Source organism: Stenotrophomonas sp. TWI1149 (assembly GCF_039673155.1).
In the GTDB taxonomy this organism is placed as follows: Bacteria; Pseudomonadota; Gammaproteobacteria; order Xanthomonadales; family Xanthomonadaceae; genus Stenotrophomonas; species Stenotrophomonas maltophilia_AA.
This window is the reverse complement of the sequence record NZ_JBDJLB010000008.1, coordinates 197607-220027: the sequence shown is the minus strand read 5'-3', so window position 1 is coordinate 220027 and position 22421 is coordinate 197607. Positions and strand designations below refer to the sequence as shown.

The following is a 22421-nucleotide window of genomic DNA, read 5'->3' as shown; positions in this document are numbered from 1 at the left end:
CAACCGCTATCTGATCAACTCGCCGATGCTGGCTGGATTGAAGAAGGATCCTGACGGTGGGCTGACGATCTACATCCAGGCGGATTCGCCCGGCAAGGAGAGGCAGGCCAATTGGTTGCCCGCGCCCAAGGGACCGTTCGTGATGTTCATGCGCTACTACCGTCCCAAGCCGGAGTTGCTGGACGGCCGCTGGACCATACCCGAAGTGATCAAGACGCCGGACGGCACCAAGCAGTAATTGCGCTCATCTGCAGCGAGGCGAGCATAGCAGAACTACCCCTCCAGCATTGCCAGGATCGGATTCTATGGCGCTCGAGCTTTCTTATGCCATCACCAATCAGGAGACCCTCTCATGACCGTCATAGCAAAGCTGATGGTCCTCGGCTGTGTGCTCCTAGCCGCCGAAGCTGCCGCGCAGAGTGCAGCTCCTGATGTAGGAGCGTCCAGCGACGACATCGCCCGCAAGCTAGCAGATCCCGGCGCGGCATTGATCTCCGTACCCTTCCAGTACAACTACCTGGGCTCGGTGGGCCCGGGAGGGGACTTTCACAACCAGCAGCTGAAGATCCAGCCAGTGATACCCTTCGTTGGGGAGAACGGCAAATTCATCCTACGGCCTATACTGCCGCTGAGCTGGAACCAGTTCCCCGAAGACAAACACGGCACCGGCGATTTGTTCGTGCAGGGATATTACATCCCCAAGACCGCCGCCGAGGCGGGTGGCACAGAGTTCGGTTTTGGTGCCGCCGCGTTGCTCGATACTGCCTCACACAACAGTCTGGGCACCGGAAAGTACTCACTGGGACCAGCGTTTATCGTCGTCCACAAGACCAAATCGTGGACGGTAGGCGCACTGGCCAACCACATCTGGTCGATTGGTGGCGATAGTGACCGCGACGATGTCAGCAGTACCAGCGTGCAGCCCTTCGTTACCCGTAACCTGCCCGATGGCTGGTCGCTCAGTTTCACATCGGAGACCAATTACAACTGGAAAGCCGCCAGTGGCGATGCGTGGACCGTTCCATTAGGCGCCACCGTTTCCAAGGTTCTGCGCTTCGGGCACACCCCGGTAAGCCTGGGCATAGGCGGGTTCTACAACGTGGACCGTCCGCAGTACGCCAGTCGATGGACAGGGCGCTTTTCGGTCACTCTTGTTTTCCCCGAGTAACCGACGTCGCTCCGTTGTGTTCTGCTACCGTCCCAGCGACTTGGGGGCTCTCTGGGTGTCCTAGCTGTTGAGTAGACTGCCCGTAGCCTTGTCGGTACTTGGCGCACCGCCGACCCAAGCGTGGAAGGCTTCCGCTGAGACACGAAGGCCCCCAAGTTGGGGCCTTCGTGTCGATCAGGCTCTCAGGCCCCGCCGCTCATAAGTAGCAGCTAGAGCGCCCGCTTTTGCACAGCGGGGCAATTGCTAATCCCTGCGTCACTGCGGGGAGCCGCCAGATGAGTGAGAGTCGGGACGTGCGGCGGGTCATCTCGGCAATCACATAAACATGCGCTTTTATGCGAAGGGGCGATGGATCCGGCGAGGCTGAAGCAGATGGAGAAGAAAAGTGCGATCAAAGCCGGTGTTTTCATCGAGGCGCAGTGCGGTGAGGTACTGCTTCTTGTATGACATCCTCAGGCGACGATCGCTGTAAGTCCAGAGCCGCCTGATGTCCACGGCAAACACGACGCGGGCTTGGTAGCGGCGCTGCAAACTCCCGACATGCGCTCTCCGTCTTCGTCACCAGTTCCAACGCATGCCCACCTTGCTGTTCCAAGATGTCTCAGCGCCGTTGAAGCTCCACGTGTAATCCACGTCCGCGAACAGGTAGCCGGTATCACTTACCTGCCACGTACCCCCCAGGCCGACCTCGCCCCAGCTGTCGCCGAGATCAGCCGTAAAAGGCACATACCCTGTCGCGCTGGAGAACTCTGTCCTGGGCGATCCGTTGAACTCGTGCCAGGCGTTCAGGCGAAGCCACGCATCGCTGGCCCGGGCGCCGCCGTTGCGGCCCTGGCCACTGCCGATGCGGTTGAGCCGGATGCCCAACCTGCCCACCGTGGAATCGCCGTCACTGTAGCGTACGCGCGCGATGTCATCGACCAGGTCGTCGACGTCCACGCGCTGCCAGATCACCTGCGCCTGGGGTCCGATTCTCCAACCGGTCAGATCTTCCGCGGTGTCACCCGAACCCAGGGCGAAGGGCCACCCGCCCTCCAACGAAAGAACCGTGCCATTGCCGTTGGTGAAGGTGTCGGGCAACCGTGTCGATCGCGCGCGCAGGTCATATGACGTGTATTGGGCCACGGCATCCAAGTAGCCGCCGCGGGCGTTGAACCCGGTCCAGTAGGCGCCGATCGTGCGGGCATCGAACTCGTCGCTGCCGGCGTGGAAGTCATGATCCAGGATGTTGTGGCGAACGTCTCCCTTGCCCTTGCCGTAGGCCAGGTAGCCACCTGCGTGCTGACGGTTGCCCTCCGAGTCGATGGAGCGGTAGAAGTCCAGCCCGATTTGAAGCGCTTGGAATCGGTAATCGAAGCCCGGGCCACGGTTTCCGTAGATTCCCTGGTTCCCGCCGTCCCGCTCGCCGTCGTGGGCCAGCACTCTCACCCATGCGCCATTCAAGCCGGTCCGGTCTTCGTCCAGATCGGTGCGCTGCCTCAGCAGGTGTTGGTCACCGACGCGCTCGTGCAGGGTGTCCACCAGCGCCCGGCCATACAGCGCGGACATGACCGGCAAGGCGGCGGCAAGCGACACCTCTTGCCGATATGCAGGCGTCGGTGGCACCGGTGGCATAGGGGGTGTCGGCGGCGGAACGGGCGGAGGGTCTGGCGGTGCCGGGCACGGCGGGACCGGAGCACCGGGGGCGGCGCAGTCGATTGTCGACCGCAGGAACCAGCTGTTCTGGTTGTCGGCCGAGCCGACGCCACTGGCACCTCCGCGGTAAAGGAAATACTCATACGGCCCGGCCACGACCGGGGCCGAAAGTGCGAATGTGTCAGCGGCTGTGGTCGCGTTGATCGCTTGGACCAACAAGATGCCGTCAGCGGCGGTAAGCGCGCCTACCCCGCCGGTGTTTCGCACCTGGATGGTGCCCGGCCCCGTCCCTGTGCCATCGAGGATGACCAGGCGATCAGAGGGCGAGTCATCGGCAGCGAGCCAAGCGTTCATCGCCAGCGTCCCATCGCCGGCATAGCGGTTCACGGTAAGCGTCTTGTAGCTGCTGGCCAATGTGGGTGAGCCGACAGGGGGAGCGAAATCGATCACGCTGGGGTCGTTGACCAGGTCGGTCAGCACCGACGAGCCGGTGAGGAACCACGTGCTGTCGATGAGCGTGACTGAGGACGTGCTGCCAAGGGCAGTCTGAGCGGAGCCTGTCAGCGTGGAGCGGGCGATGGTCAGGATGCCATCGGCCGCCGCGGAGCCGCCGGCAGCGGGGCCCACGTCCAGCCATTGCCCACTGCCACCTACCTGGGTATCGCTTAGATCAACCAACGCCCCAGTCCCGTCTATGGTCACCGTGCCGCCTTGGGCATTGCCCAGGCTCCCGCGGGCGAACCGGACTGAGGCATCTGCTCCCGTGAGCAACAGCGCAGGCACGGCAGCACCAGTAGCCGCAGAGTTCACCACCACGTTGGTCGCGTCCAGGGTTGCTGCATCGCTGACCTGGATTACCGGGGCGCCCGCCCCACCACCGCTGGCAGTCCCTCCACCCGACAGCACTGCGCTCGTGCCGCTGCCGTTCGCCGAGAGAGCGGTGCCGGGACCGGAGACGGCGATGCTGCCCGCATGGTTGAAGACAGCAGCATTGGTGAGGGAGATGCCGGTGCCCGTTGAGCCACTTGCCGAGACGGCCAATGACGAACCCCCGGCACCAGTAAACGTGCTTGCATCCAACTGGATGGCCGTCGCCGCGTTTTGTCCGACGCCTACCCGAAGCGTGCTCCCGGACTGAAGTTCGAAGGTGCTTGCGGCGATGCCGTTCAAGCCGAGATCACCGCCCGTGATGTCCGGAGTGCCCGGGCCAAACACGACGTCTCCAGAGTCGTTCCGAATGCCGACAGACCCTGCTCCGGTCGCAGTGATAGCACTGGTTCCATCGATGGTCAGGCTGGTGCCGTCATGCATCAGGGCACCAAAGCTGTTCGCGCCCGCTGAAACCGTCGTGTTCGTAAGGCGCCCGACAGCGCCCGTGGCCATGAACAGGCCCCAGCTTCCGGTGCCGACCTTGAACTGGCTGTCGGTGGCGGTGAGGCGGGCCGGTGCGAGTGCGCCATTGCCCCACCACCCCACGCTGTCATTGCCGAGCGTGATCGAGCTGCGGAGGACATTTGATCGGGAGCCTGCGATGGCGCCTGTGTAGGACCCGGCGAAGTAGTTGTAGATGCCGAGCGAGTAGCTGCCTGCGGTAATCGTGCTGTCGGTCAGGTTCAACTCGGCCTCGCCCCCGACCAACGCTCCACGGGTCCGGCCGGTGCCAGCGATTCCATCGCCCAACGTGACGGTCATGTTCGACGCATTGATCTGGCCCAGAGCACTTTGACCCGGCAGACCGCCCCCAGGTCCGGAGTTGGTGATCTGGAACGCGGTGGCCAACGTGGTGGGCAGGTTGACCACCGTGCCGTTGGCGTTGACCACACCGCCTCCGAACGCCGTCAGCGCTGCGAGGGTCATGGTCGGCGAGTAGGTGTTGGCGGGATTGAGGCCCACTACCGTCCCCGCCCCCAGGTTGAGCACGCCCCCCGTGGTCGCGATGGCGTTGGCCAGGGATTGGGGTGCCATGTAGATCGTGGTGTTGGTGAACGTGCCGGTTGCGACCGCATAGGCGCCATCTGGCCCACTGAACACGGTGATTGGGCTGAAGAAGCCCGCGCCGCCGGTCGGTATCTCGGCCACGATGTTGTAACCGTTGAATGTGGCCGTGGTGCCATACCCCACCCGGACCACGTCCCAGGTCGTCCCGGGGATTGTTGCATCGGGTAGCTCGTGAGCGGCTCCATCGCACAGCGATACCACGCGGGGGGTGGTCTGGATGCCTTGACAGCCAACCCCCTCTGACGGTGCGGTCAGCAGCGTCGTTCCCGACAGCGTCGGCAAAGGCTCCAAACCATCGTCCGGGGGCGGGGCCGCGAATGTTGCGTAGCTCATGAAGCACGCGGATGCCAACGCGGTCAGCCGCAACGCCTCTCGAGAGCGCCCCCGGACATCCCCCGTCCCTATTGCCATACCCATCGGCTTAGATGACATGTCGAGCTCCACTTGGGAACATCGAGTCTATTTTTGCCTCCCGCCACGCGCATCCGCACAACTGCCGGTTATTCGCCAGTATGTTTACTGATTTCCGGTGTGCCAACCAGCTCCTACACGCCACTCAGAGACGAATCGTGAGCACCCTAGCCATGATAACGATCCCTAATCACCCACGACGACCGCATATCCGCTTTCGGCCAAGAGACGACGTGCACAAGATTTGGCTCAGTAGGAACAGTGACGTAGATCAAGTGCAAGTTGAGCTGGTTCGCGGATCCCCGCCCGCCGCCCGCCGCCCGCCGCCCGCCGGGGAGGATCACTGGTCAGAGCGACAGGCTCACTGGTAATGGTTCGATTTTCGCCACGAACTCAGTGACGATGCAGCCACCCTGCCCGCAAAAGTGGCGCGTTTGACCTGTTGAGTGTGCTATTTCTTCACGATGTAGCTATAACGCCCGCAGTTGTGCGCCTTTGCCTTCGGTAACATTGTCAGTGGCTGAGCTATGAGGCTGGAGCTGTTGTCCGGTCTCCAGTCACTCGCAATGAATACCTTGCAATGACCAGGCTACCTGCTCTCGCCTTTTTAGCGTAGCGGTTGCTCGAAATGAATTCGGCACCTGCCAAGCCTACCGAACATGGTCCTTCGTTGATTTGGGCTGCACCACTCTCATTGAGGCAGAGGCAAATGGAGAACTTGAGCACCTTTGCTCAGATGAGCATCGTTGCTGGCATCGTCTTGTCGTTTCCGGTTTCTGTAGTGATCGTGGTCCTACTGGTCGTTCGCTCATATAGCCGGTCCGAAGCAAGTCGCCCACCCAAGCGCAGAAGACGACCGCGGCGACGCGCTAAAGCGCGTTATGCGACAAAGTGGCCTACGAAAGCTGCTAACGATGATTGAAGCTGCCGCGTCCACTCATCAGGAGCCTCGATGGAGCAAACCACTGCAGCGGCCAGACCAGCCATGTGGAGCTTGCTCAAACCTAGGGCAGTAGCAAGCCCGCGTTCAGGCTAGGGTTCGCTCCCCCATAGTCTGTGCAGGCTCGCTCCCCCATAGTTTGTCCAATCCGCACGAACTATGGGGTCATGGCTAAGATGCCGCCGATAAAGTTCCTTGAAATACCCTTGTATTTATGTACTGCTCAGTTTGATATTCAGGGCTAATTGGGGTGACTAACGGATAATTCACACCTGTCGCCAGCAGCGATTTCCCCTCCCCTCTGCTGGCGGACAAAACCAAAAAATAAAAAGGTGTCCCCGATGATGAAGACTTCCCTGCTTGCCCTGGGTCTGCTCGCTGCACTGCCGTTCGCTGCTTCGGCAACCGACGGCCTGTCGTACAACTATGTTGAAGGCGGCTACGTGAACACCGATGCCAAGGGCGGCGACGCCGATGGCTGGGCGGTGAAGGGCTCGGTCGCCGTGGCGCCGAACTTCCACGTCTTCGGTGATTACAACGCGCAGGAAACCAAGCGCGGCAGCAATGATGTGGACCAGTGGAAGGTCGGTGTCGGCTACAACTACGGCATCGCCCCGACCACCGATCTGGTCGCCCGCGTTGCTTACCAGAAGTTCGATCCGAAGCACGGCCTGGACTTCAACGGCTACTCGACCGAAGTCGGCGTGCGCAGCGCGTTCACCCCGAACTTCGAAGGCTACGTGATGGCCGGTTACGAGGATTACAGCAAGAAGCACGGCATCAACCCGGACGGCGAGTTCTACGGCCGCGTCGGCGCCCAGGCCAAGCTCAACCAGAACTGGGGCCTGGCTGGCGAAGTGAAGCTGGCCAAGGGCGGCGACAAGGAATGGTTCGTCGGTCCGCGCTTCACCTGGTAATACGCGATACGCAACACCGCGGTACGTTGTTGGATGGCGCGGTCTCTCTCCCCTGCGCCATGAAGCCCGGCTTACGCCGGGCTTCTTTTATGCAGCACCTGGCGACACCCTCGTCGGTACGCCACGAAACAACCCGGCCACGTGCCGGGTTGTTTCGTTCTGGCGCTGAAAAAAAACCCCGGCGCCTGCCGGGGTTTTTCATGCGTCACTTGAACAGCGTGTCCGGATACTCCGGCTTCTGTTCGCGTGCCAACAGCGCACGCAATCCTTCTTCCGGGGTCTGCTCACCGTGCAGCACGGCGCGCACCCGGTCGGAGATGGGCAGGTCGATGCCGTGACGCCGCGCCTGGCGCATCACTTCATCGGCGGTCTGCACCGACTCCACCACCTGGCCGATCTCGCGCACGGCATCGTTCAACGATTGCCCGCGGCCCAGGGCCAGGCCCAGCCGACGGTTGCGCGAAAGATCGCCGGTGCAGGTCAGCACCAGATCGCCCAGGCCGGCCAACCCCATCAGGGTTTCCGGCTTGGCCCCGATCGCGGCGGCCAGCCGCAGCATTTCATTGAGGCCACGGGTGATCAGGCCGGCACGGGCGTTGAGGCCCAGCTGCATGCCATCGGCGACGCCGGTGGCCACCGCCAGTACGTTCTTCATCGCACCGCCGAGCTCGGCACCGACCATGTCATCGCCGGTATAGGCGCGGAACGCCGGGCCGTGCATCGCATCGGCCACCTGCTGGGCGAAGTCCGGCGCGTCACCGTGCACGGTGATCGCGGTCGGCAGGCCCTGGGTGACTTCCTTGGCGAACGACGGGCCGGTCACCACCGCCAGCGGCACGTCCGGCCCGAGGACCTCACGTGCTACTTCGTGCAGGAACCGACCGGAGCCGGGTTCGAAGCCCTTGGTCGCCCACGCCACGCCGGCATCGGCCGGCCGCAGCGGTGCCAGCGCACGCACGGTTTCACCGAAAGCGTGCGACGGCACCACCACCAGCACCCAGGCCGCGTCCTTGACGGCAGCGGCGAGGTCGGTGGTCGCGCGCAGCGACTCGGGCAGCGGGATGCCCGGCAGATAACGGGTGTTCTCGTGGCGCTGGTCGATGGCCTCGACCATCGCCGCATCGCGCCCCCACAGCACGGTCGGGTGACCGTGCCGCGCAAGCAGGCTCGCCAGAGCGGTGCCCCAGGAGCCGGCGCCGAGAACCGCGATTTTGTCTGCGTGGTTGCTCATCCGTACGACCGCAGCGCCGATCAGGCGTTGCCGGCCGGCTCGGAATCGGCGAGCGAGGTCTCGCCCTGTTCCTGGCGCTGGCGCAGGGTTTCGGCGTACAGGCCTTCGAAGTTGATCGGCTGCAGGAAGAACGGCGGGAAGCCGCCGGCCTGGATCAGCTCGCTCACCAGCGAACGCACGTACGGGAACAGGATGTTCGGGCACTGGGTGCCGAGCAGCACATCGATCGACTGCGGGTCCAGGCCGACCAGGCCGAACACGCCGGCCTGCTGCACTTCGGCCACATAGGCGGTCTTCTCGCCGGCCTTGCAGGTCAGGGTCACGGCCAGCACGACTTCGAAGGCGCTCTCGCCCAGGCGCTGCACGCGCTGGTTCAAGTTGAGCTGCAGTTCCGGCTGCACGGCGTCATTGAAGACGGCCGGAGCGTTCGGCGATTCGAACGAAACGTCCTTGACGTAGATCTTCTCGACGGTGAACGAGGGACCGGTAGCGGCGTCGACCGGCGCGACGGCGCCGTTGGTGTTCTCTTCGGACATTTCCTGTTGCTCCAAAAATGAATGCTGTAAAAACGGATTGTTACATGCCCTGCGATGGGGGCGCTGTGCGCCGCGCACAAGGCGTGCGCTTCACTCCGAGGGGAATCAGTTGCGGCCCTTGACCAGCGGCAGCTCGGCCTGCTGCCACGCCGGGATGCCACCGTCGAGCACGCTGACCTGGGTGAAACCGGCCTTCTTGAGTGCCTTGGCCGCGGTCTCGGAGGCATTGCCGCTGCGGCAGACCAGCACCACCGGGCTCTGCTGCGCCTTGGCCACCAGCTTGTGCTCCGGGCCGAACTGGGCCGGCTGCACGTTGCGGCTGCCGGCGATGTGGCCCTTCTCGAAATCGCTGCTCGAGGACAGGTCGACCACGATGGCGCCACCGGCATTCATCAGCTGGGTCAGTTCAGCCGGCTTGAGCGACTTGAAGCCACGGAACAGGCGGCGGACTTCGGTCACGATGATGGCCACGGTCAGGCCGACCAGGGCCATCGACAACATCGGGTTTCGGCCGGCAAAGGCCAGCAACTCTTCGTAATTCACTAAGATCACGGGTCGATAAGCGGGCGCCGATTGTCGCACATGCGGGCGAATCGGCGTCCAGCCCCGTGCGGGCGGGCCTCAGCGGTCCTGCCAGAGGTCCGGCAGGCCGTTGGCCTGGAGCCAGCGCTTGTCCTCGGCGTCCCAGCGCCAGATCTCCCGCACCCGCACCGTCCGCTCGGACTGGGTGTTGTTGTTGATCACCCGCACCTCGGCCGTGCGCCCGACCCGACCGTCGGGCATGGGCACGTTGTCGCTGGCGCGATAGCTGGAGATTTTGACCTGCTCGAAGCGGCGCAGCTCCAGATCGGTCATCGGGTGGGCCTTGGCGTATTCCGGATCCAGGTACGGCAAGGCATCCTCGACGGTGCCCCAGCGCATCGTGGCGTCGTACTTGACCTGGGTTTCCTCCAGCGCCTTGCGCTGTTTCCTGGTGGTCTTCTGCTCGGCGGCCAGCGCGGTCACGCTGGTCAGCGCGAACAGGGCGATCAGCAGGATCTGAAGCGTACGGCGCATGCGAATTCCCCACTAGGCAAGGCGCCCATCCTACCGCCTGGCGAAGGCCACGAAACGGCCGCTCAGTTCAGCGGCCGCCTTGTCGCCCTCGCCCGGCTGGCGGGCGGTGAGGCTGATGCGCGCCTTGCCGCGCTGGGCGAAGGTGGCCAGGAAGCTGTCCCAGTCGGTTTCCGCATCGGCCTGGGCCTGCGCATGCAGATCGCCGTACACCGGCGCGAGGTAGCGGATGTGGCTGTCGGCCACGTAGACATCCGCATCGAACCCGGCCAGGCGCAGACGCAGCGTCACCAGGGCCCAGCCGGACAGGGTCAGGGCCGAGGCCAGGCTGCCGCCGAAGGCGTTGCCCTTGTCGTTGACGTTGGCGGCCAGCGGGGCATGGATGTGCAGGACGCCGTCGCGATAGTCGTGGACACGGATCTGCATGGCCGCCACCGGCGGCATGGCATCCAGGACATGCTGCAGCGCGGACAGCTGCGCCGGCAGGGAATCGGTTGCGGACATCTGGCTGGTCACGTCACATCGAAGGGCTCGCATAATGCCCGCAATGAACACCGAAACGAAAGTCGCGCGCTGGACCCTGATCTCGCTGCGCCCGCGTGGCCAGCATGCGCCGCTGCGGCGCGCGGCCAAGGGCACCGGCGCAACCCTCATCGCGCTGTCGCCGTGGGCGCTGCAGGCACGCAGGGATGCGGCCACCTGCGTCGACCTCGCCGCTGCGCTGGCGGCCGAGCGGGTCGTCTTCAGCAGTCCGGCCGCCGTGCATGCCGCCGCGCGGCTGACCGCGCTGGATGCCCCGCACGCCGGCCAGTGGCTGGCGGTCGGCGCAGGGACGGCCGCCGCCCTGGCGCGGCATGGCGCGCGCGATGTGCTCGCCCCGGGGCGGATGGACAGCGAAGGCCTGCTGGCGCTGCCTGCGTTGGCGGACCTGCGTGGCCTGCGTGCGGGGTTGGTGACGGCACCCGGCGGCCGTGGCGTGATCGCCGACACCCTCCAGCAACGCGGCGCCCAGCTGCTGCGGGCCAACGTGTATGCGCGCCAGCCCCTGCCGCTGGCAGCGCGCACGCTGCAACGGCTGCGGCGGTCGGCCGCCCCGTGGGCGCTGGCCTTGAGCAGTGGCGAGGCCCTGTCGCTGCTGTTGGAGCAGCTCCCTGCAGACCTGCAGGTTCGCCTGCGCACCGCATCCGTGGCCGCGGCCAGCGAGCGACTGGCAACGCAGGCACGGGCTGCCGGCTTCCTCAACGTGACCCTGGCCGCCGGCCCGTTGCCGGCGCAGCTGGTCAGCGCTGCACACGCCGCGCTCATGCACCCGGCGTCTTCCTGAACAGGGAGGGCGCGCGGCCTTGCAGGGGGCTCGGGCGTCGGGCGATGCTGTGCGCCACGTCGCTCGCCAGCCAGCGGACTGCCCGGCGCGCGCGACAAGGATGCCCGTATGAACGACCCGGTTTCGCCCCCCTCTTCGAACCGCCCCCTGCGCTGGATCGTGCCGATCGCGGCGTTGACCGTATTGGTCGGGGCCGGGGCATGGGGCTGGACGCAGTGGCAGGCGCGGCAGGCCCAGGAGCAGTTGCGGCTGGAGAACGCCCAGCTGCAGGTGCAGGGCCTGCTGGACAGCGTCGAGGCACTGCGCCGTGACCAGCGTTCGACGTCCCAGCGCGTGCAGGATGCCGCCGCGACCAACCGCGTGCTGCGCGATGAAATGCTGGGCCTGAGCCAACGCAACGTCCTGCTCGAAGAGAACCTGGCCAAGCTCGCCGACAGCACCCGCCACGGCGCCCAGGCGCTGCAGCTGGAAGAGGCCGAGCTGCTGCTGAGCCAGGCCGGGCAACGGCTGGCCTATGCCGACGACGTCGAGGGGGCCAAGCGTTTGTACGCGTTGGCGGCCACCTCGCTGGACGATGTGCAGGGCAATGAGTATCTGAACCTGCGGCAGGCGCTGATGCAGGAGCGCAACGCGGTGGATGCCCTCGGCCCGGGCGCGCGTGCCCAGGCACAGGCCGCGCTGGCGCGGTTCGCCGCTGCATTGACCGCACTGCCCGAGCAGATCGACGCAGCGGTCGACGCCACGGCGGAGACGCCGTGGTGGCACCAGGTGCTCGCCCCGTTCGTGACCATCACCCCCACCCGCCTGCAGGGCCCGTTGACCGAGGCCGAGCGTGTGGCGGCCTGGGATTCGCTGCAGCTGGAGCTGACCCTGGCGCGCGCCGCCGTGGAGCGCGGCGACCAGGCCGGCTATGTCCAGGCGCTGGACCGGGTGGCGCTGTGGCTGCCGCGGCTGTGGCCGGATTCACCTGCTCTGCGCGAGCGTCGTGCTGAACTGCACCAACTACGCGCCCGTGAGCTGCGTCCATCGTTGCCCGAACTGGGCAGCACCCTGCAGCAACTGCGCACGATGCGTACTGGGAGTTAATCGATGAAGCCGTTTCAATCTCTAGTGGTCCTGCTGCTGGCCGTGGCCCTGGGCGTGATCGCCTCGCAGTGGCTAGGCACCGAGCAGCTGCGCCAGTTCGGTGAAGTGATCTATCGCTACGGCGGTACCGACTACCGCTCCACCGTGCCGCAGGTCGCCCTGATGGTGCTGGTCGGGCTGCTGGTGCTGTGGCTGCTGTGGAGCCTGCTGGCCTCGCCGTTCCGCGCGTGGGGCCGCTACCGCCGCAAGCAGGGCCGCGCCCGCCTGACCGAAGGCCTGCAGGCGCACGAACACGGCCACTGGCAGCGTGCGGAAAAGCTGCTGACCAGTGCTGCTGAAGACAAGGAAGTGAGCGCGGTCGCCATGGTGACCGCGGTGCGCAGTGCGCAGGCGCGCGATGACGATGCTGCGGTCAATCAGTACCTGCAGCGCCTGGCCACCGAAGATGCCACCAGCCATGCCCTGCTGCTGGCCGAACGCCTGCTGGCCCAGGAACGCCCGGTCGATGCGATCAACGTGCTCGACGTGGCCGCGATCCAGCCGCTGCCGCCGCGCGGCCTGTGGCTGCGGACCGAAGCACTGGCCCGTGCCGATCGCGCGCACGAGGCGTATGGCCAGCTGGGCGCGCTGCGCAAGCAGAAAGTGCTGCCCGATGCCGCCGTGGCCGAACTGGAAATCCGCCTGGCCGCGCAGTCGCTGCTCGAAGCCGGTGACGTGAACGCGTTGGCCGCTCAGTGGGAAGCCACGCCGAAGGCATTGCGCAGCGATCCCGATGTCGTCTCCGCCTATGCGCTGCGCGCAGTGGCCCTGGACTGGGACGAACCGGCCCTGCTCAACCTCGAGCAGGCACTGGACACGCGCTGGGACGAATCGGTGGTGACGCTCTATGGCCAGATGCCGGTGGAGAAACTGGCCACCCGCCAGGCCAACCTGCAGCGCTGGTTGACCACGCAGCCTTCCAGCCCCGCATTGCTGCTGGCGCTGGGTCGCATCGCCGCCCGTCAGCGCCAGCACACGCTGGCCGAGGATTACCTGCATCGCGCGATCGCTGCCGGTGCCGGCCCGGCCGCGTGGGAAGCGCTGGGCGAAGTGTTCCTCGACCGTGGCGAGACCGCGCTGGCCTCGCAGTGCTTCGCCAATGCGCTGCGCCAGCAGCGCGGCGATGACAGCGTGGCGCTGGCCCGTGCCTCGACCGCGACCCCACTGGACCCGATCGTGCCCGAACGCGCGACCATCGAAGAGCAGTCGCTGATGGGCGGGCCGGCGCCGGTGCAGGATCGCCTGCACGGGGAGCCGGGCCGCATGCACGTCGAAGAAGATCGCCTGCACGTGGAACGCGACGAGTTCGGCAATCCGCGCCTGCCGTAAAGGGCGGCGCGGCACCTGGCACATCCACGCATGGCGTGGATCTACCCGGAAATGAAGAAGGCCGCCCTTGGGCGGCCTTCTTCATTTCCTGCGTCGGCGATCAGCGCTCGACGATCGCCACCACGCCCATCCCGCCGGCGGTGCAGATCGAGACCAGCGCGCGGCCACCGCCGCGCTCGGCCAGCTGCTTGGCCGCCGTGGCGATCACGCGGGCACCGGTGGCGGCGAACGGGTGGCCGGTGGCCAGCGACGAACCCAGCGGGTTGATCTTGGCCGGGTCGATCCTGCCCAGCGGCGCATCCAGGCCGAGGCGGTTGCGGCAATAGTCTTCGCTCTCCCACGCGCGCAGCGTGCACAGCACCTGGGCGGCGAACGCTTCGTGGATTTCGTAGATGTCGAAATCCTGCAGGGTCAGGCCGTTGCGCTTGAGCATCTCCGGCACGGCGATCGTCGGTGCCATCAGCAGGCCTTCGCCGTGCACGAAATCAACCGCGGCCACCTGCGAATCACGCAGATACGCCAGCGGTTCGTGGCCGTGCGCGCGCGCCCATTCTTCACTGGCCAGCAGCACCGCCGAGGCACCATCGGTGAGCGGGGTCGAGTTGGCGGCGGTCAGCGTGCCGCGGCCGGAGACCTTGTCGAAGGCCGGCTTCAGCGTGGCCAGCTTTTCCAGCGAGGTATCGGCACGCAGAATGTTGTCGCGCTCCACGCCACGGAACGGGGCGATCAGCTCGTTGAAGAACCCGCGCTCGTAAGCAGCGGCGAGCTTCTTGTGCGAGGACACCGCCCACTCGTCCTGCGAATCGCGGGAGATGTTCCACTCCTTGGCCATGTCCTCGCAGTGATCACCCATGCTCTTGCCGGTGCGCGGCTCGGCCACGCCCGGGAATTCCGGCTTGAGTTCGCTCAGCTTGAACCCCCGGGTCAGCGCCTTGAGCTTGTCGCCGGTGCTCTTGGCGCGGTTGGCGGCCAGCAGGCGTGCGCGCAGCTTCTTGCCGTAGACGATCGGCACGTCGGACGTGGTATCGGAGCCGCCGCCGATGCCCGAGTCGATCTGGCCCAGCGCGATCTTGTTGGCCACCGCGATGATGGTGTCCAGCGAGGTGCCGCAGGCACGCTGCATGGTGATGCCCGGGGTCAGCGGGGACAGGCCCGAGGACAGCGTCGCTTCGCGGCCCAGGTTCCAGTCGCTGGAGTGCTTGATCACCGCGCCCATCGCCACTTCGCCCAGCTGCTGGCCGTGCAGGCCGAAGCGCTCCACCAGCGCCCCGAGCGTGCGTACCGACATACCGAGGTTGCCGACGTCCGAATAAGCCGTGTTCTGGCGACAGAACGGGATGCGGACGCCGCCGAGGATGGCGACGGGACGGGCGTTGGGCATGGAGATACCTGGCATGGGAGGGGTGTCTGCAACATGGCCTGCACGAAGGAGCAGGCATAATGGGGCCAAGTGTAGCTGCCGCCCTGTGATGGGCCAACCGTGAAACCATGAGCAAACCCGACCACGGCATGAATGCCATTGGCGTACTGGCATTGGAACTGGCCGGCGGCGACGCCCCGCGCCATGCCGCGCTGTCCTCTGAACAGGCTGGTGAACTGGCCGAACGTGTCGGCCGCGATCTGGCCAAGCTGGTGCCCGGCGTCAGCGGGCTGGACTTCGTGTTCGCCGGCGCCCATTTCGATCCGGCCGAAGTGCTGCGTCCGGGCTGGCCGGTACACCGGCGCCTGGAAGAGCTGCAGATGCGTGCCCCGGGCCGCAGCCAGGGCCCGCGCGTGCTGGCGTTCGGTGCCGGCGCCGACGGCGATGTGCCGCTGCCGTTCCAGGCCGATGCCACCCTCACCGGTGGCGGCCTGCGGGTGGTGCCGTTCCTGCTGACCGGCACCGAAGTCGCGCAGACCCAGGCCGTGGCCGAAGCACTGGAAGAGGTGCTGCTGGCCCAGGGCATGGCGCAGCCCGATACCGCCCTGCAGGCGCAGAACGCGTTCGGCGCGCAGATCGAGCATGCCCGCTATTTCACGGTGAACGATCTCGCCGCGATGATGTCGATGCAGTACGACAACCAGGGCCTGGCGATCCTGTGGCCGCTGATCGAAACCGCGTTGATGGCACCGCACGTGGAAGAGTGGCTGGATGCCGCGCCGGAGCCGCTGCTTCGATACGCTGACGGCGAAGTGCGTATGGCGCTGTTCGACCCTGCCGGCTGGTGTGCGTACTACAACCACGGCACCGGTGACTGCGATCGCCTGCAGGCCATCTACGACCAGTACCTGATCCGCCAGCGGCAGATGGCCGCCGTGCTGGAAGCGCATGGACTGCCGGTGCTGTTCGTGCATTGCGAAGCCGGGCAGGACGCGCGCGCGCTGCTGGCCCGTTAATAGGGACGGAGGTAGTTAAGCCGGCGGCTTAACTACCTCCGTCCCCGTTATTCACCGTTATTCAAAAAAAACGCCGGCGAATGCCGGCGTTTTTTCGTCAACCACGGCCCGGATTACGGAGCCGCTTTGATCACCGCGCAGGCCAGGCGTGCGCCGGCGTTGCCGGTCGGCTGGGTCTTGTAGTCGTCCGCGTCGGCGTGGACGATCAGGCCGCGGCCGATGATGTCGAAGTCGTCGCCCTTGCCGATGTTGACGTTGGTCGAGACCGGAGCGTCGACCACGGCATTGCCCTGGGCGTCGGCCTTGATGTTGGGCATGTCACCGCCGTGGTGCGGTGCGGTGGCAACGCTGCCGTGGTCTTCCTTGCCCGGGTTGAAGTGGCCGCCGGCGCTGGCGCCGTCCGGCGCGCTGCAGTCGCCCTTCTCATGGATGTGGAAGCCATGCTCGCTGTTGGGCTTCAGGCCGCTGACCTGGCCTTTCACGTGGACCTTGCCGTCGACGATGCTGAAGGTCACGTTGCCCTTGACGTCGTTGCCTTGGGTCGCGGCGAGATCGGCACTGGCGGTGTGGTTGGCATGGGCTTCGCTGGTCATTGCCGGCGGGGCTTCCGGGGTCGCTTCGGCGGTCGGCTGGGCCGCGGTGGCTTCAGCGGCCGGGGTGGCTTCCGGGGTGGTGTCGGCCGGCTTGTTGCAGGCGGTCAGGCCGAGCGCGGCGATGGCGGCGAACAACGAGGTGTGGATCAGGCGCATGTGGATCTCCTTGCGGGTAGCGTTGGAAGAAGCGACGTCGGGGGCCTGCGCGATCAGCGCACGACCCGAATGACGCCGCAGGCGATTCTGGCGCCGGCGTTGCCGGCGGGCTGGCTGCGGTAATCGTCGGCGTTGGCATGCACGATCAGTGCACGTCCTGCGATATCGGTGGCTGCGCCGCCGCCAAGGGTAACCGCTGGCAGGCGGATGTCGACGTTGACGCGCCCCTGCGCGTCGGCACGCAGGTTGTCCATGTCACCGGCGTGATGCGCACCGGCGCTGTTGCGGCCGTGCGGCTGGCCGGCCGGATTGAAATGCGCACCGGCGCTGCTCGCATCGACCGCACTGCAGTCGCCGCGCTCATGGACGTGGAATCCGGCCACCTGCAGGGGCTGCAGGCCGCCGATGACGCCGGTGATATGCACGCCGCGCGTGTCCGGGACCAGCGCAAGGCGCCCGCTGACCAGGCTGGCCGAGGCCGGCGACAGATTGGCTTCGGCCATCTGCGCGGTGCTGACCACCGGCACGACGGGTGCCACGGGGCGCGGCGGCGGCGTGCTGCCGCAGGCGGCCAGGCCGACCGCGATCACCGCAGCGAGGACGACAGGGGAACTGCGCATGGGAAGACTCCTTGGTTGCAAACTAACGGTGCGCTCGTCCACAGGCCATGAAAGCGGCCGGGACACGGCGCACACGCGGTGTGGACATGCGGTTCATCCGCCGCGGCGGCGCCCGGCGCCGAGCTTGCGGGTGAGGGTGTTGCGGCCCATGCCCAGCCGCGCGGCGGCCTCGGCACGGCGGCCGTGGGTGATCTGCAGCGCGGCCTCGAGCAGTGCGTGGTCGACGCGTTCACGCACCTGTGCGTGCAGGCCTTCGGCGCCTTCGGCCAGCCGCTGGCGCGCCCACGCCGACAGCAGCGTTTCCCACTGGCCCGGATCGCCGGCGCTGCGCGAGCGCGGCGCACCCGCGCCCCGATGCAGCGCGCTGTCCACGTCGGCCACACCGATGCTGTCGGCCGCAGCGAGCGCGGCCATGCGCCAGCACACATTCTCCAGCTCACGCACGTTGCCCGGCCAATCGTGTTCGCGCAGTGCCTGCAGCGCCGCCGCGGTCAGCCGCTTGGGGGGCGTGTCCAGTTTGTGTGAGGCGGCCGCAAGGAAGGTCTCGGCGAGCTGGGCGATATCGTCGCGACGCTCGCGCAGCGGCGGCAGCCGCAGCCGAACGACATCCAGCCGATGCAGCAGGTCCGCGCGGAAGCGCCCCTGCGCGACCAGGCTTTCCAGGTCCTGGTGGGTCGCGGCGATCACGCGCACATCGACGCGGATCAGTTCGCGTCCGCCGACACGGAAGAACTCACCCTCGGCCAGCACGCGCAGCAGGCGCGTCTGCAGCGGCAACGGCATGTCGCCGATTTCATCGAGGAACAGCGTGCCGCCGTTGGCCTGCTCGAAGCGGCCGATATGGCGACGCTGCGCCCCGGTGAACGCGCCGGCTTCGTGGCCGAACAGCTCGCTTTCCAGCAGTTCGGAGGGAATGGCCGCGGTATTGAGTGCGACGAACGGGCCCTGCACGCGCGGCGATTCGTGGTGCAGCGCATGCGCGACCAGTTCCTTGCCTGTGCCGGTCTCGCCATTGATCAGTACCGACAGCGGCGCCTGCGCCAAGCGCCCGATCGCGCGGAACAGCGCACGCATCGCCGGCGTATCGCCGACCAGCTGCGGGCGCTGGTCCGGCGGCGTGGCGCTGGCGGTCTCGCTCGGCTCGGCCAGGGGCACATCCGGGGCCGGCAGCACGCGCTGCGCCAGGGCGACCGCATCGTCCAGATCGAAGGGCTTGGACAGGAACTCCTGCGCACCGCCGCGGAAGGCGCCGGCCGTGCTGGCCACATCGGTGTAGGCCGACATCACGATCACCGGCAGCTGTGGATGCGCGGCCTTGAGCTTGTCCAGCAGCACCAGCCCATCATCGCCGGGCATGCGCACATCGGTGAACAGCAGGTCCGGTGGCGGCTGATCGGCCAGCATCGCCAGCGCCGCAGCTGCGCCGTCGAAGCCTTCGACACGGTAGCCGGCCTCGCGCAGCGCAGTGCACAGCACGAAGCGCACCGCGCGGTCATCGTCGACCACCCAGACGCGCTGGGCGGTGGTATCGACCTGGTCAGCCATGGGCGGCGGTGTCCTCGGCGGGGGTGCCCTGCCCGATCGGCAGGAGCACGGTGAATACGGTATGGCCCGGGCGCGAGCGGTAGGTCAGGGTGCCGCGATGCTCGCGCGCCACCTGCTGGGCCAGCGCCAGGCCCAGCCCGGTGCCCTCGGCGCGGCCACTGACCAGCGGCAGGAACAGATGCTCGGCCAGGTCTTCGGGCACGCCACGGCCGTCATCGGCGATTTCCAGCCGCAGCGCCAGCGGGTGCAGTTGATCCGTGATGCGCACACCGTGCTCCACCCGCGTGCGCAGGGTCACCGTGCCGGCACCGGCCTGGATCGCATTGCGGACCAGGTTCCACACCGCCTGGGTGAGACGGTCGGCGTCGCCATCGAACTCGGGAATGCTGGGGTCGTAATCGCGCTGCATCCGGACGGCCCAGCCACCCTCGCTCTCGGCCAGGCGCAGCACGCGCTCCAGCGAGGCATGGATGTTGAGCGGTGCATGCGGCGCGGCCGGTGCCGGCGACAGCAGTTGCTCGAGCAGGCCGTTGAGGCGTTCGATCTCCGAACCGATCAGCTCGATCAGTTCACGCTCGTCCGGATCACGCTGCGCGTTGCGGCGTGCCAGCAGCTGGGCCGCGCCCTTCAACCCGGCCAGCGGGTTGCGCAGCTCATGCGCCAAGCCCTTGAGCGCGGCACTGAGCGCGCTGGGCAGCGCCTGGGTGGGATCCAACCCCGGGAACTCATCGACCGGATGCGCCTCCAGCAGCCAGCCACCCTCATCCCAGCGGCTCAGCCAGCCCTCGGCAAAGCGCGGTGCATCGCCCGGCAGCGCCAGGGCCAGCCGGTGCAGTCGCAGGGTGTCGCGCTCGTCACGCGCCAGGAAGTGGGCCAAGGCGTCGCCCTGGGCCTCCAGCGAGGCCAGCGGCTGGCCCAGCAGGCGCCGCACGCTCACGCCCAGCCAGCGCGCGAAGGCGGGATTGCAGCCCACCAGGCGGCCGCTGGCATCGGCCCAGGCGACCGGGGTGCCGAGGGCGTCGAGGGCAGGGGGCGGTAGCGCGGTGGTCATTGCACCAATGTAGTGCAAAACGGCAGGCCTGTTGATCCCGGTTTCCTGCCTCGCTCACGCATGCTGCAGGATGTTGACCAGCCGGCCCAACGGATCGCGGAGGTAGAACCGACGCACACCCCACGGTTCGTGGACCGGGCCGTACGTGATCGGAAGGTTGGCCGCGTGCACCCGACGCAGCACTTCGTCCAGATCGTCGACCTCGATGGAGAGATCAGGCACGGTGGTACCGGAGCCGCCTTCGGACGCCACACTCACCTGGACCTTCATTTCGGCAGATCCCGCATAGGTGCGGATCCAACCGTGATCCATGGCCAGTTCCAGGCCAAGGATGTCCCGATAGAAACTGTCCGCGGCGGCCGGATCGGACGCGGGGATGTTGGCGAGGATGCGTATGACCTTCATGAGTCCTCCCGGGCGCTGCAACAACCGCACGTATACCCGCCCCCACCAGATCCGCGCGTCGTCAGTTCGCCGCGACCGGCGCCTTCGGCAACGCCACGCCCTTCGGCCACAGCATCCAGATCGTGCCCTTCTGCTTCATGTGCCCCGCCAGCTCGCCGGCCGCAGCGCCGGTGCCCCAGAACAGGTCCGCGCGGACCTCGCCGGTGATGGCACCGCCGGTATCCTGCGCGGCGACCGGGCGCACCAGCGCGGTGCCGTCCGGGCGCGTGGTGGACAGCCACAGCAGGCTGCCCAGCGGCACCACGTTGCGGTCCACGGCGACGCTGTAGCCGGCGGTGAGCGGCACGTTCAACGAGCCACGCGGGCCGTCGTCGCTGTCGGGGCCGCGGGTGAAGAACACATAGCTGGGGTTGCTGGCGAGCAGCTCGGGAACGCGCGCGGGATGGGCATCGGCCCAGGCGCGGATGGCGGCCATGCTCACGTCGGCCTGCTTCAGCTCGCCCTGCTCCACCAGCCAGCGGCCGATCGGGCGGTAGGGATGACCGTTCTGGTCGGCGTAGGCGATCCGAAGCTGGCGGCCGTCGGCCAACTGCACGCGCCCCGAGCCCTGGATCTGCAGGAACTGCAGGTCCATCGGGCTGGTCAGCCAGGCCAGCACCGGTGCCTTGACGCCGTTCGCGGCGATCCGCGCGGCATCGTCATAGGGCTTGAGCACGCGCCCCTCCACGCGGCCGCGCAGGCGCTTGCCCTTGAGTTCGGGGTAGAGGCTGTCGAGCTGGACGCTGACCATGTCGCCCGGCACGCCGTACACCGGCACCGATGCCTTGGCGGTACGGGTGAGGCTGCCGGCATAGATCGGCTCGTAGTAGCCGGTGATCAATCCGTCCGACCGGCTGCCACCCGCGCGCAGCGCATAGACGTCGAGATTCGCCTGCAGGAACTGGCGGATGGCGTCCGGCGTGGTGGCGACGTTGGCCGCTGCGGCGCAGGTGGACGCCCAGCTGGCCTCCGTCTTCAGGCGCGGGCAGGCACTGCGCCAGGCCGCGAAGCCAGCCTGCAGATCGGCGTCTGCGACGGCAGGCAATGCGTTCCAATTCGCCTTCGCGTAAGTGCTGGTTTGCACAGGCGCTTGTGATGCGGGGCGCTGCGGCGCGACCGCACACGCACTCAGCAGCGCCGACGCGATGCCCATCAACGCGGCGTGTTTGAGTGCGGGGAGGAGGGGCGTGAACTTCATGGGCGGCGTTCCTGTTGCAACAGCAGCGAGTGCAGGATGCGGGCGTCTTCGGCATCGAGATCTGCGGAGAGATCGTCACGACCGCGGAAGCGGCGATGGAAGGCACCGACTGCGGCAGCCCGTTCGTCCATCGGATAGCCGAACGCCTGCAGCGCCAGCCAGGCATCGAAGCCGGGCGGGGCCGGGCCATCGGCGGCGCGCGGCCATACGCCGAAGCCGGCCTCGGCCAGGGTCTGCCACGGGAAGAAACGGCTGGGATCCTGCTTGCGCGACGGCGCCAGGTCGGCATGCGCGATGATCTGGCTGGGTGGGATGCGCAGGCGCGCGCACAGGTCCTCGAGCAGGCGGATCAGGGCGGCGATCTGCGCCGGTGCGAACGGCGTGTCGCCGTCATTGTCGATCTCGATGCCGATCGAGGCCGAGTTGAGATCGGTGATCGTGCCCCAGCGCCCGGGACCGGCATGCCACGCGCGGCGGTCATCGCCGACCAGCTGGTAGATGTGGCCGTCGGCGCCGACCAGATAGTGGGAGCTGACCTTGCCGCCGCTGTTGGCGCTGCGCAGCGTGTCCAGGCTCTCCTGCACGGAGTGCTGATCGGTGTGGTGCAGCACGATCACCACCGGCGCGCGCGCGTTGTGGTTCGGTGACGGCACCCAGGTGGCGAGCGGGCTGCGGACCCCGGTACTGGCGCAGGCAGCGAACAGCAGGCAGGCGAGCAGCGGAAGCAGGAAGCGGATCTGGCGCATGACCGCATTGTGCGTGATCTGGCGC

General features: G+C 67.0%; 21 protein-coding genes. 7 read left to right on the top strand and 14 right to left on the bottom strand.

Annotated elements, in window-relative coordinates; all coding sequences use genetic code 11:
* Together ABE424_RS11380 and ABE424_RS11375 are read left to right on the top strand one after the other, a co-directional pair.
* Positions 1-238: DUF1214 domain-containing protein (locus ABE424_RS11380; protein WP_346491486.1), on the top strand; the 238-nt coding region annotated here is incomplete at its 5' end.
* Positions 239-352: 114 nt separating this feature from the next.
* Positions 353-1168 (top strand): hypothetical protein, encoded by an 816-nt coding sequence (locus ABE424_RS11375; RefSeq protein ID WP_346465372.1) that lies wholly within the window; start codon positions 353-355, stop codon positions 1166-1168.
* A gap of 558 nt (positions 1169-1726) precedes the next feature.
* On the opposite strand, the gene ABE424_RS11370 is transcribed toward ABE424_RS11375, so the two are convergent.
* Positions 1727-5233, bottom strand: coding sequence for an autotransporter outer membrane beta-barrel domain-containing protein (locus tag ABE424_RS11370; protein WP_346465370.1), 3507 nt, complete (start codon positions 5231-5233; stop codon positions 1727-1729).
* Positions 5234-6496: 1263 nt separating this feature from the next.
* Between ABE424_RS11370 and ABE424_RS11365 the strand changes: the two genes are divergently transcribed.
* A complete protein-coding gene (locus tag ABE424_RS11365) occupies positions 6497-7069 on the top strand; it encodes an Ax21 family protein (protein ID WP_172407593.1) in 573 nt (190 codons plus the stop codon).
* A 205-nt stretch (positions 7070-7274) separates the two neighbouring features.
* Here ABE424_RS11365 and ABE424_RS11360 read toward each other — a convergent pair whose 3' ends face one another.
* The 5 genes from ABE424_RS11360 to ABE424_RS11340 form a co-directional block, all read right to left on the bottom strand.
* The gene (locus tag ABE424_RS11360; protein ID WP_088434819.1) at positions 7275-8300 is read right to left on the bottom strand and encodes an NAD(P)H-dependent glycerol-3-phosphate dehydrogenase; all 1026 of its coding nucleotides are present in this window, start codon (positions 8298-8300) and stop codon (positions 7275-7277) included.
* Between the two features lie 20 nt (positions 8301-8320).
* Positions 8321-8836: a protein-export chaperone SecB gene (gene secB / locus ABE424_RS11355; RefSeq protein ID WP_019184891.1), complete on the bottom strand. Its 516-nt coding sequence runs from the start codon at positions 8834-8836 to the stop codon at positions 8321-8323.
* 105 nt (positions 8837-8941) lie between these two features.
* Positions 8942-9379 (bottom strand): rhodanese-like domain-containing protein, encoded by a 438-nt coding sequence (locus ABE424_RS11350; protein ID WP_176990234.1) that lies wholly within the window; start codon positions 9377-9379, stop codon positions 8942-8944.
* A 78-nt stretch (positions 9380-9457) separates the two neighbouring features.
* The gene (locus ABE424_RS11345; RefSeq protein WP_176990235.1) at positions 9458-9892 is read right to left on the bottom strand and encodes a hypothetical protein; all 435 of its coding nucleotides are present in this window, start codon (positions 9890-9892) and stop codon (positions 9458-9460) included.
* Between the two features lie 30 nt (positions 9893-9922).
* Positions 9923-10393, bottom strand: coding sequence for a YiiD C-terminal domain-containing protein (locus ABE424_RS11340; protein WP_026070058.1), 471 nt, complete (start codon positions 10391-10393; stop codon positions 9923-9925).
* A 43-nt stretch (positions 10394-10436) separates the two neighbouring features.
* Between ABE424_RS11340 and ABE424_RS11335 the strand changes: the two genes are divergently transcribed.
* The 3 genes from ABE424_RS11335 to ABE424_RS11325 all read left to right on the top strand — a co-directional run bounded on the left by ABE424_RS11335 (position 10437) and on the right by ABE424_RS11325 (position 13667).
* Positions 10437-11213: a uroporphyrinogen-III synthase gene (locus ABE424_RS11335; protein ID WP_346491485.1), complete on the top strand. Its 777-nt coding sequence runs from the start codon at positions 10437-10439 to the stop codon at positions 11211-11213.
* 108 nt (positions 11214-11321) lie between these two features.
* Entirely contained in the window at positions 11322-12299 is a 978-nt protein-coding gene (locus ABE424_RS11330; RefSeq protein ID WP_346491484.1) for a uroporphyrinogen-III C-methyltransferase, read from the top strand.
* A 3-nt stretch (positions 12300-12302) separates the two neighbouring features.
* Positions 12303-13667: a heme biosynthesis HemY N-terminal domain-containing protein gene (locus ABE424_RS11325; protein WP_346491483.1), complete on the top strand. Its 1365-nt coding sequence runs from the start codon at positions 12303-12305 to the stop codon at positions 13665-13667.
* A gap of 100 nt (positions 13668-13767) precedes the next feature.
* Here ABE424_RS11325 and ABE424_RS11320 read toward each other — a convergent pair whose 3' ends face one another.
* Positions 13768-15063 carry an acetyl-CoA C-acetyltransferase gene (locus tag ABE424_RS11320; protein ID WP_346491482.1) on the bottom strand — a complete coding sequence of 432 codons (1296 nt, stop codon included), beginning with the start codon at positions 15061-15063 and terminating at the stop codon, positions 13768-13770.
* 92 nt (positions 15064-15155) lie between these two features.
* On the opposite strand from ABE424_RS11320, the gene ABE424_RS11315 reads away from it, so the two are divergent.
* Positions 15156-16043: a hypothetical protein gene (locus tag ABE424_RS11315; protein WP_176990241.1), complete on the top strand. Its 888-nt coding sequence runs from the start codon at positions 15156-15158 to the stop codon at positions 16041-16043.
* 113 nt (positions 16044-16156) lie between these two features.
* Here ABE424_RS11315 and ABE424_RS11310 read toward each other — a convergent pair whose 3' ends face one another.
* From ABE424_RS11310 to ABE424_RS11280, 7 genes are all read right to left on the bottom strand, one after another.
* The gene (locus tag ABE424_RS11310; RefSeq protein WP_176990242.1) at positions 16157-16792 is read right to left on the bottom strand and encodes a superoxide dismutase family protein; all 636 of its coding nucleotides are present in this window, start codon (positions 16790-16792) and stop codon (positions 16157-16159) included.
* Positions 16793-16845: 53 nt separating this feature from the next.
* Complete coding sequence (locus ABE424_RS11305) at positions 16846-17412, bottom strand: superoxide dismutase family protein (RefSeq protein ID WP_179460552.1); 567 nt, start codon at positions 17410-17412, stop codon at positions 16846-16848.
* Between the two features lie 93 nt (positions 17413-17505).
* Positions 17506-18957, bottom strand: coding sequence for a nitrogen regulation protein NR(I) (gene ntrC / locus ABE424_RS11300; RefSeq protein WP_346491481.1), 1452 nt, complete (start codon positions 18955-18957; stop codon positions 17506-17508).
* Positions 18950-20008, bottom strand: coding sequence for an ATP-binding protein (locus ABE424_RS11295; protein WP_176990245.1), 1059 nt, complete (start codon positions 20006-20008; stop codon positions 18950-18952). Before ABE424_RS11295 ends, ntrC begins: the two co-directional genes overlap by 8 nt.
* A 54-nt stretch (positions 20009-20062) precedes the next feature.
* Positions 20063-20413 carry a VOC family protein gene (locus ABE424_RS11290; RefSeq protein ID WP_346491480.1) on the bottom strand — a complete coding sequence of 117 codons (351 nt, stop codon included), beginning with the start codon at positions 20411-20413 and terminating at the stop codon, positions 20063-20065.
* 61 nt (positions 20414-20474) lie between these two features.
* The gene (locus tag ABE424_RS11285) at positions 20475-21605 is read right to left on the bottom strand and encodes an MltA domain-containing protein (RefSeq protein ID WP_346491489.1); all 1131 of its coding nucleotides are present in this window, start codon (positions 21603-21605) and stop codon (positions 20475-20477) included.
* A gap of 41 nt (positions 21606-21646) precedes the next feature.
* Entirely contained in the window at positions 21647-22396 is a 750-nt protein-coding gene (locus tag ABE424_RS11280) for an N-acetylmuramoyl-L-alanine amidase (RefSeq protein WP_346491479.1), read from the bottom strand.
* Positions 22397-22421 lie beyond the last annotated feature (25 nt).

What these genes read in the sequence shown, in the direction of transcription:
- ABE424_RS11375 (WP_346465372.1), top strand. Translation starts at nt 353, where the DNA reads ATGACCGTCATAGCAAAGCTGATGGTCCTCGGCTGTGTGCTCCTAGCC.
- ABE424_RS11370 (WP_346465370.1), bottom strand. Translation starts at nt 5,233, where the DNA reads ATGTCATCTAAGCCGATGGGTATGGCAATAGGGACGGGGGATGTCCGG.
- ABE424_RS11365 (WP_172407593.1), top strand. Translation starts at nt 6,497, where the DNA reads ATGAAGACTTCCCTGCTTGCCCTGGGTCTGCTCGCTGCACTGCCGTTC.
- ABE424_RS11360 (WP_088434819.1), bottom strand. Translation starts at nt 8,300, where the DNA reads ATGAGCAACCACGCAGACAAAATCGCGGTTCTCGGCGCCGGCTCCTGG.
- secB (WP_019184891.1), bottom strand. Translation starts at nt 8,836, where the DNA reads ATGTCCGAAGAGAACACCAACGGCGCCGTCGCGCCGGTCGACGCCGCT.
- ABE424_RS11345 (WP_176990235.1), bottom strand. Translation starts at nt 9,892, where the DNA reads ATGCGCCGTACGCTTCAGATCCTGCTGATCGCCCTGTTCGCGCTGACC.
- ABE424_RS11340 (WP_026070058.1), bottom strand. Translation starts at nt 10,393, where the DNA reads ATGTCCGCAACCGATTCCCTGCCGGCGCAGCTGTCCGCGCTGCAGCAT.
- ABE424_RS11335 (WP_346491485.1), top strand. Translation starts at nt 10,437, where the DNA reads ATGAACACCGAAACGAAAGTCGCGCGCTGGACCCTGATCTCGCTGCGC.
- ABE424_RS11330 (WP_346491484.1), top strand. Translation starts at nt 11,322, where the DNA reads ATGAACGACCCGGTTTCGCCCCCCTCTTCGAACCGCCCCCTGCGCTGG.
- ABE424_RS11325 (WP_346491483.1), top strand. Translation starts at nt 12,303, where the DNA reads ATGAAGCCGTTTCAATCTCTAGTGGTCCTGCTGCTGGCCGTGGCCCTG.
- ABE424_RS11320 (WP_346491482.1), bottom strand. Translation starts at nt 15,063, where the DNA reads ATGCCAGGTATCTCCATGCCCAACGCCCGTCCCGTCGCCATCCTCGGC.
- ABE424_RS11315 (WP_176990241.1), top strand. Translation starts at nt 15,156, where the DNA reads ATGAGCAAACCCGACCACGGCATGAATGCCATTGGCGTACTGGCATTG.
- ABE424_RS11310 (WP_176990242.1), bottom strand. Translation starts at nt 16,792, where the DNA reads ATGCGCCTGATCCACACCTCGTTGTTCGCCGCCATCGCCGCGCTCGGC.
- ABE424_RS11305 (WP_179460552.1), bottom strand. Translation starts at nt 17,412, where the DNA reads ATGCGCAGTTCCCCTGTCGTCCTCGCTGCGGTGATCGCGGTCGGCCTG.
- ntrC (WP_346491481.1), bottom strand. Translation starts at nt 18,957, where the DNA reads ATGGCTGACCAGGTCGATACCACCGCCCAGCGCGTCTGGGTGGTCGAC.
- ABE424_RS11295 (WP_176990245.1), bottom strand. Translation starts at nt 20,008, where the DNA reads ATGACCACCGCGCTACCGCCCCCTGCCCTCGACGCCCTCGGCACCCCG.
- ABE424_RS11290 (WP_346491480.1), bottom strand. Translation starts at nt 20,413, where the DNA reads ATGAAGGTCATACGCATCCTCGCCAACATCCCCGCGTCCGATCCGGCC.
- ABE424_RS11285 (WP_346491489.1), bottom strand. Translation starts at nt 21,605, where the DNA reads ATGGGCATCGCGTCGGCGCTGCTGAGTGCGTGTGCGGTCGCGCCGCAG.
- ABE424_RS11280 (WP_346491479.1), bottom strand. Translation starts at nt 22,396, where the DNA reads ATGCGCCAGATCCGCTTCCTGCTTCCGCTGCTCGCCTGCCTGCTGTTC.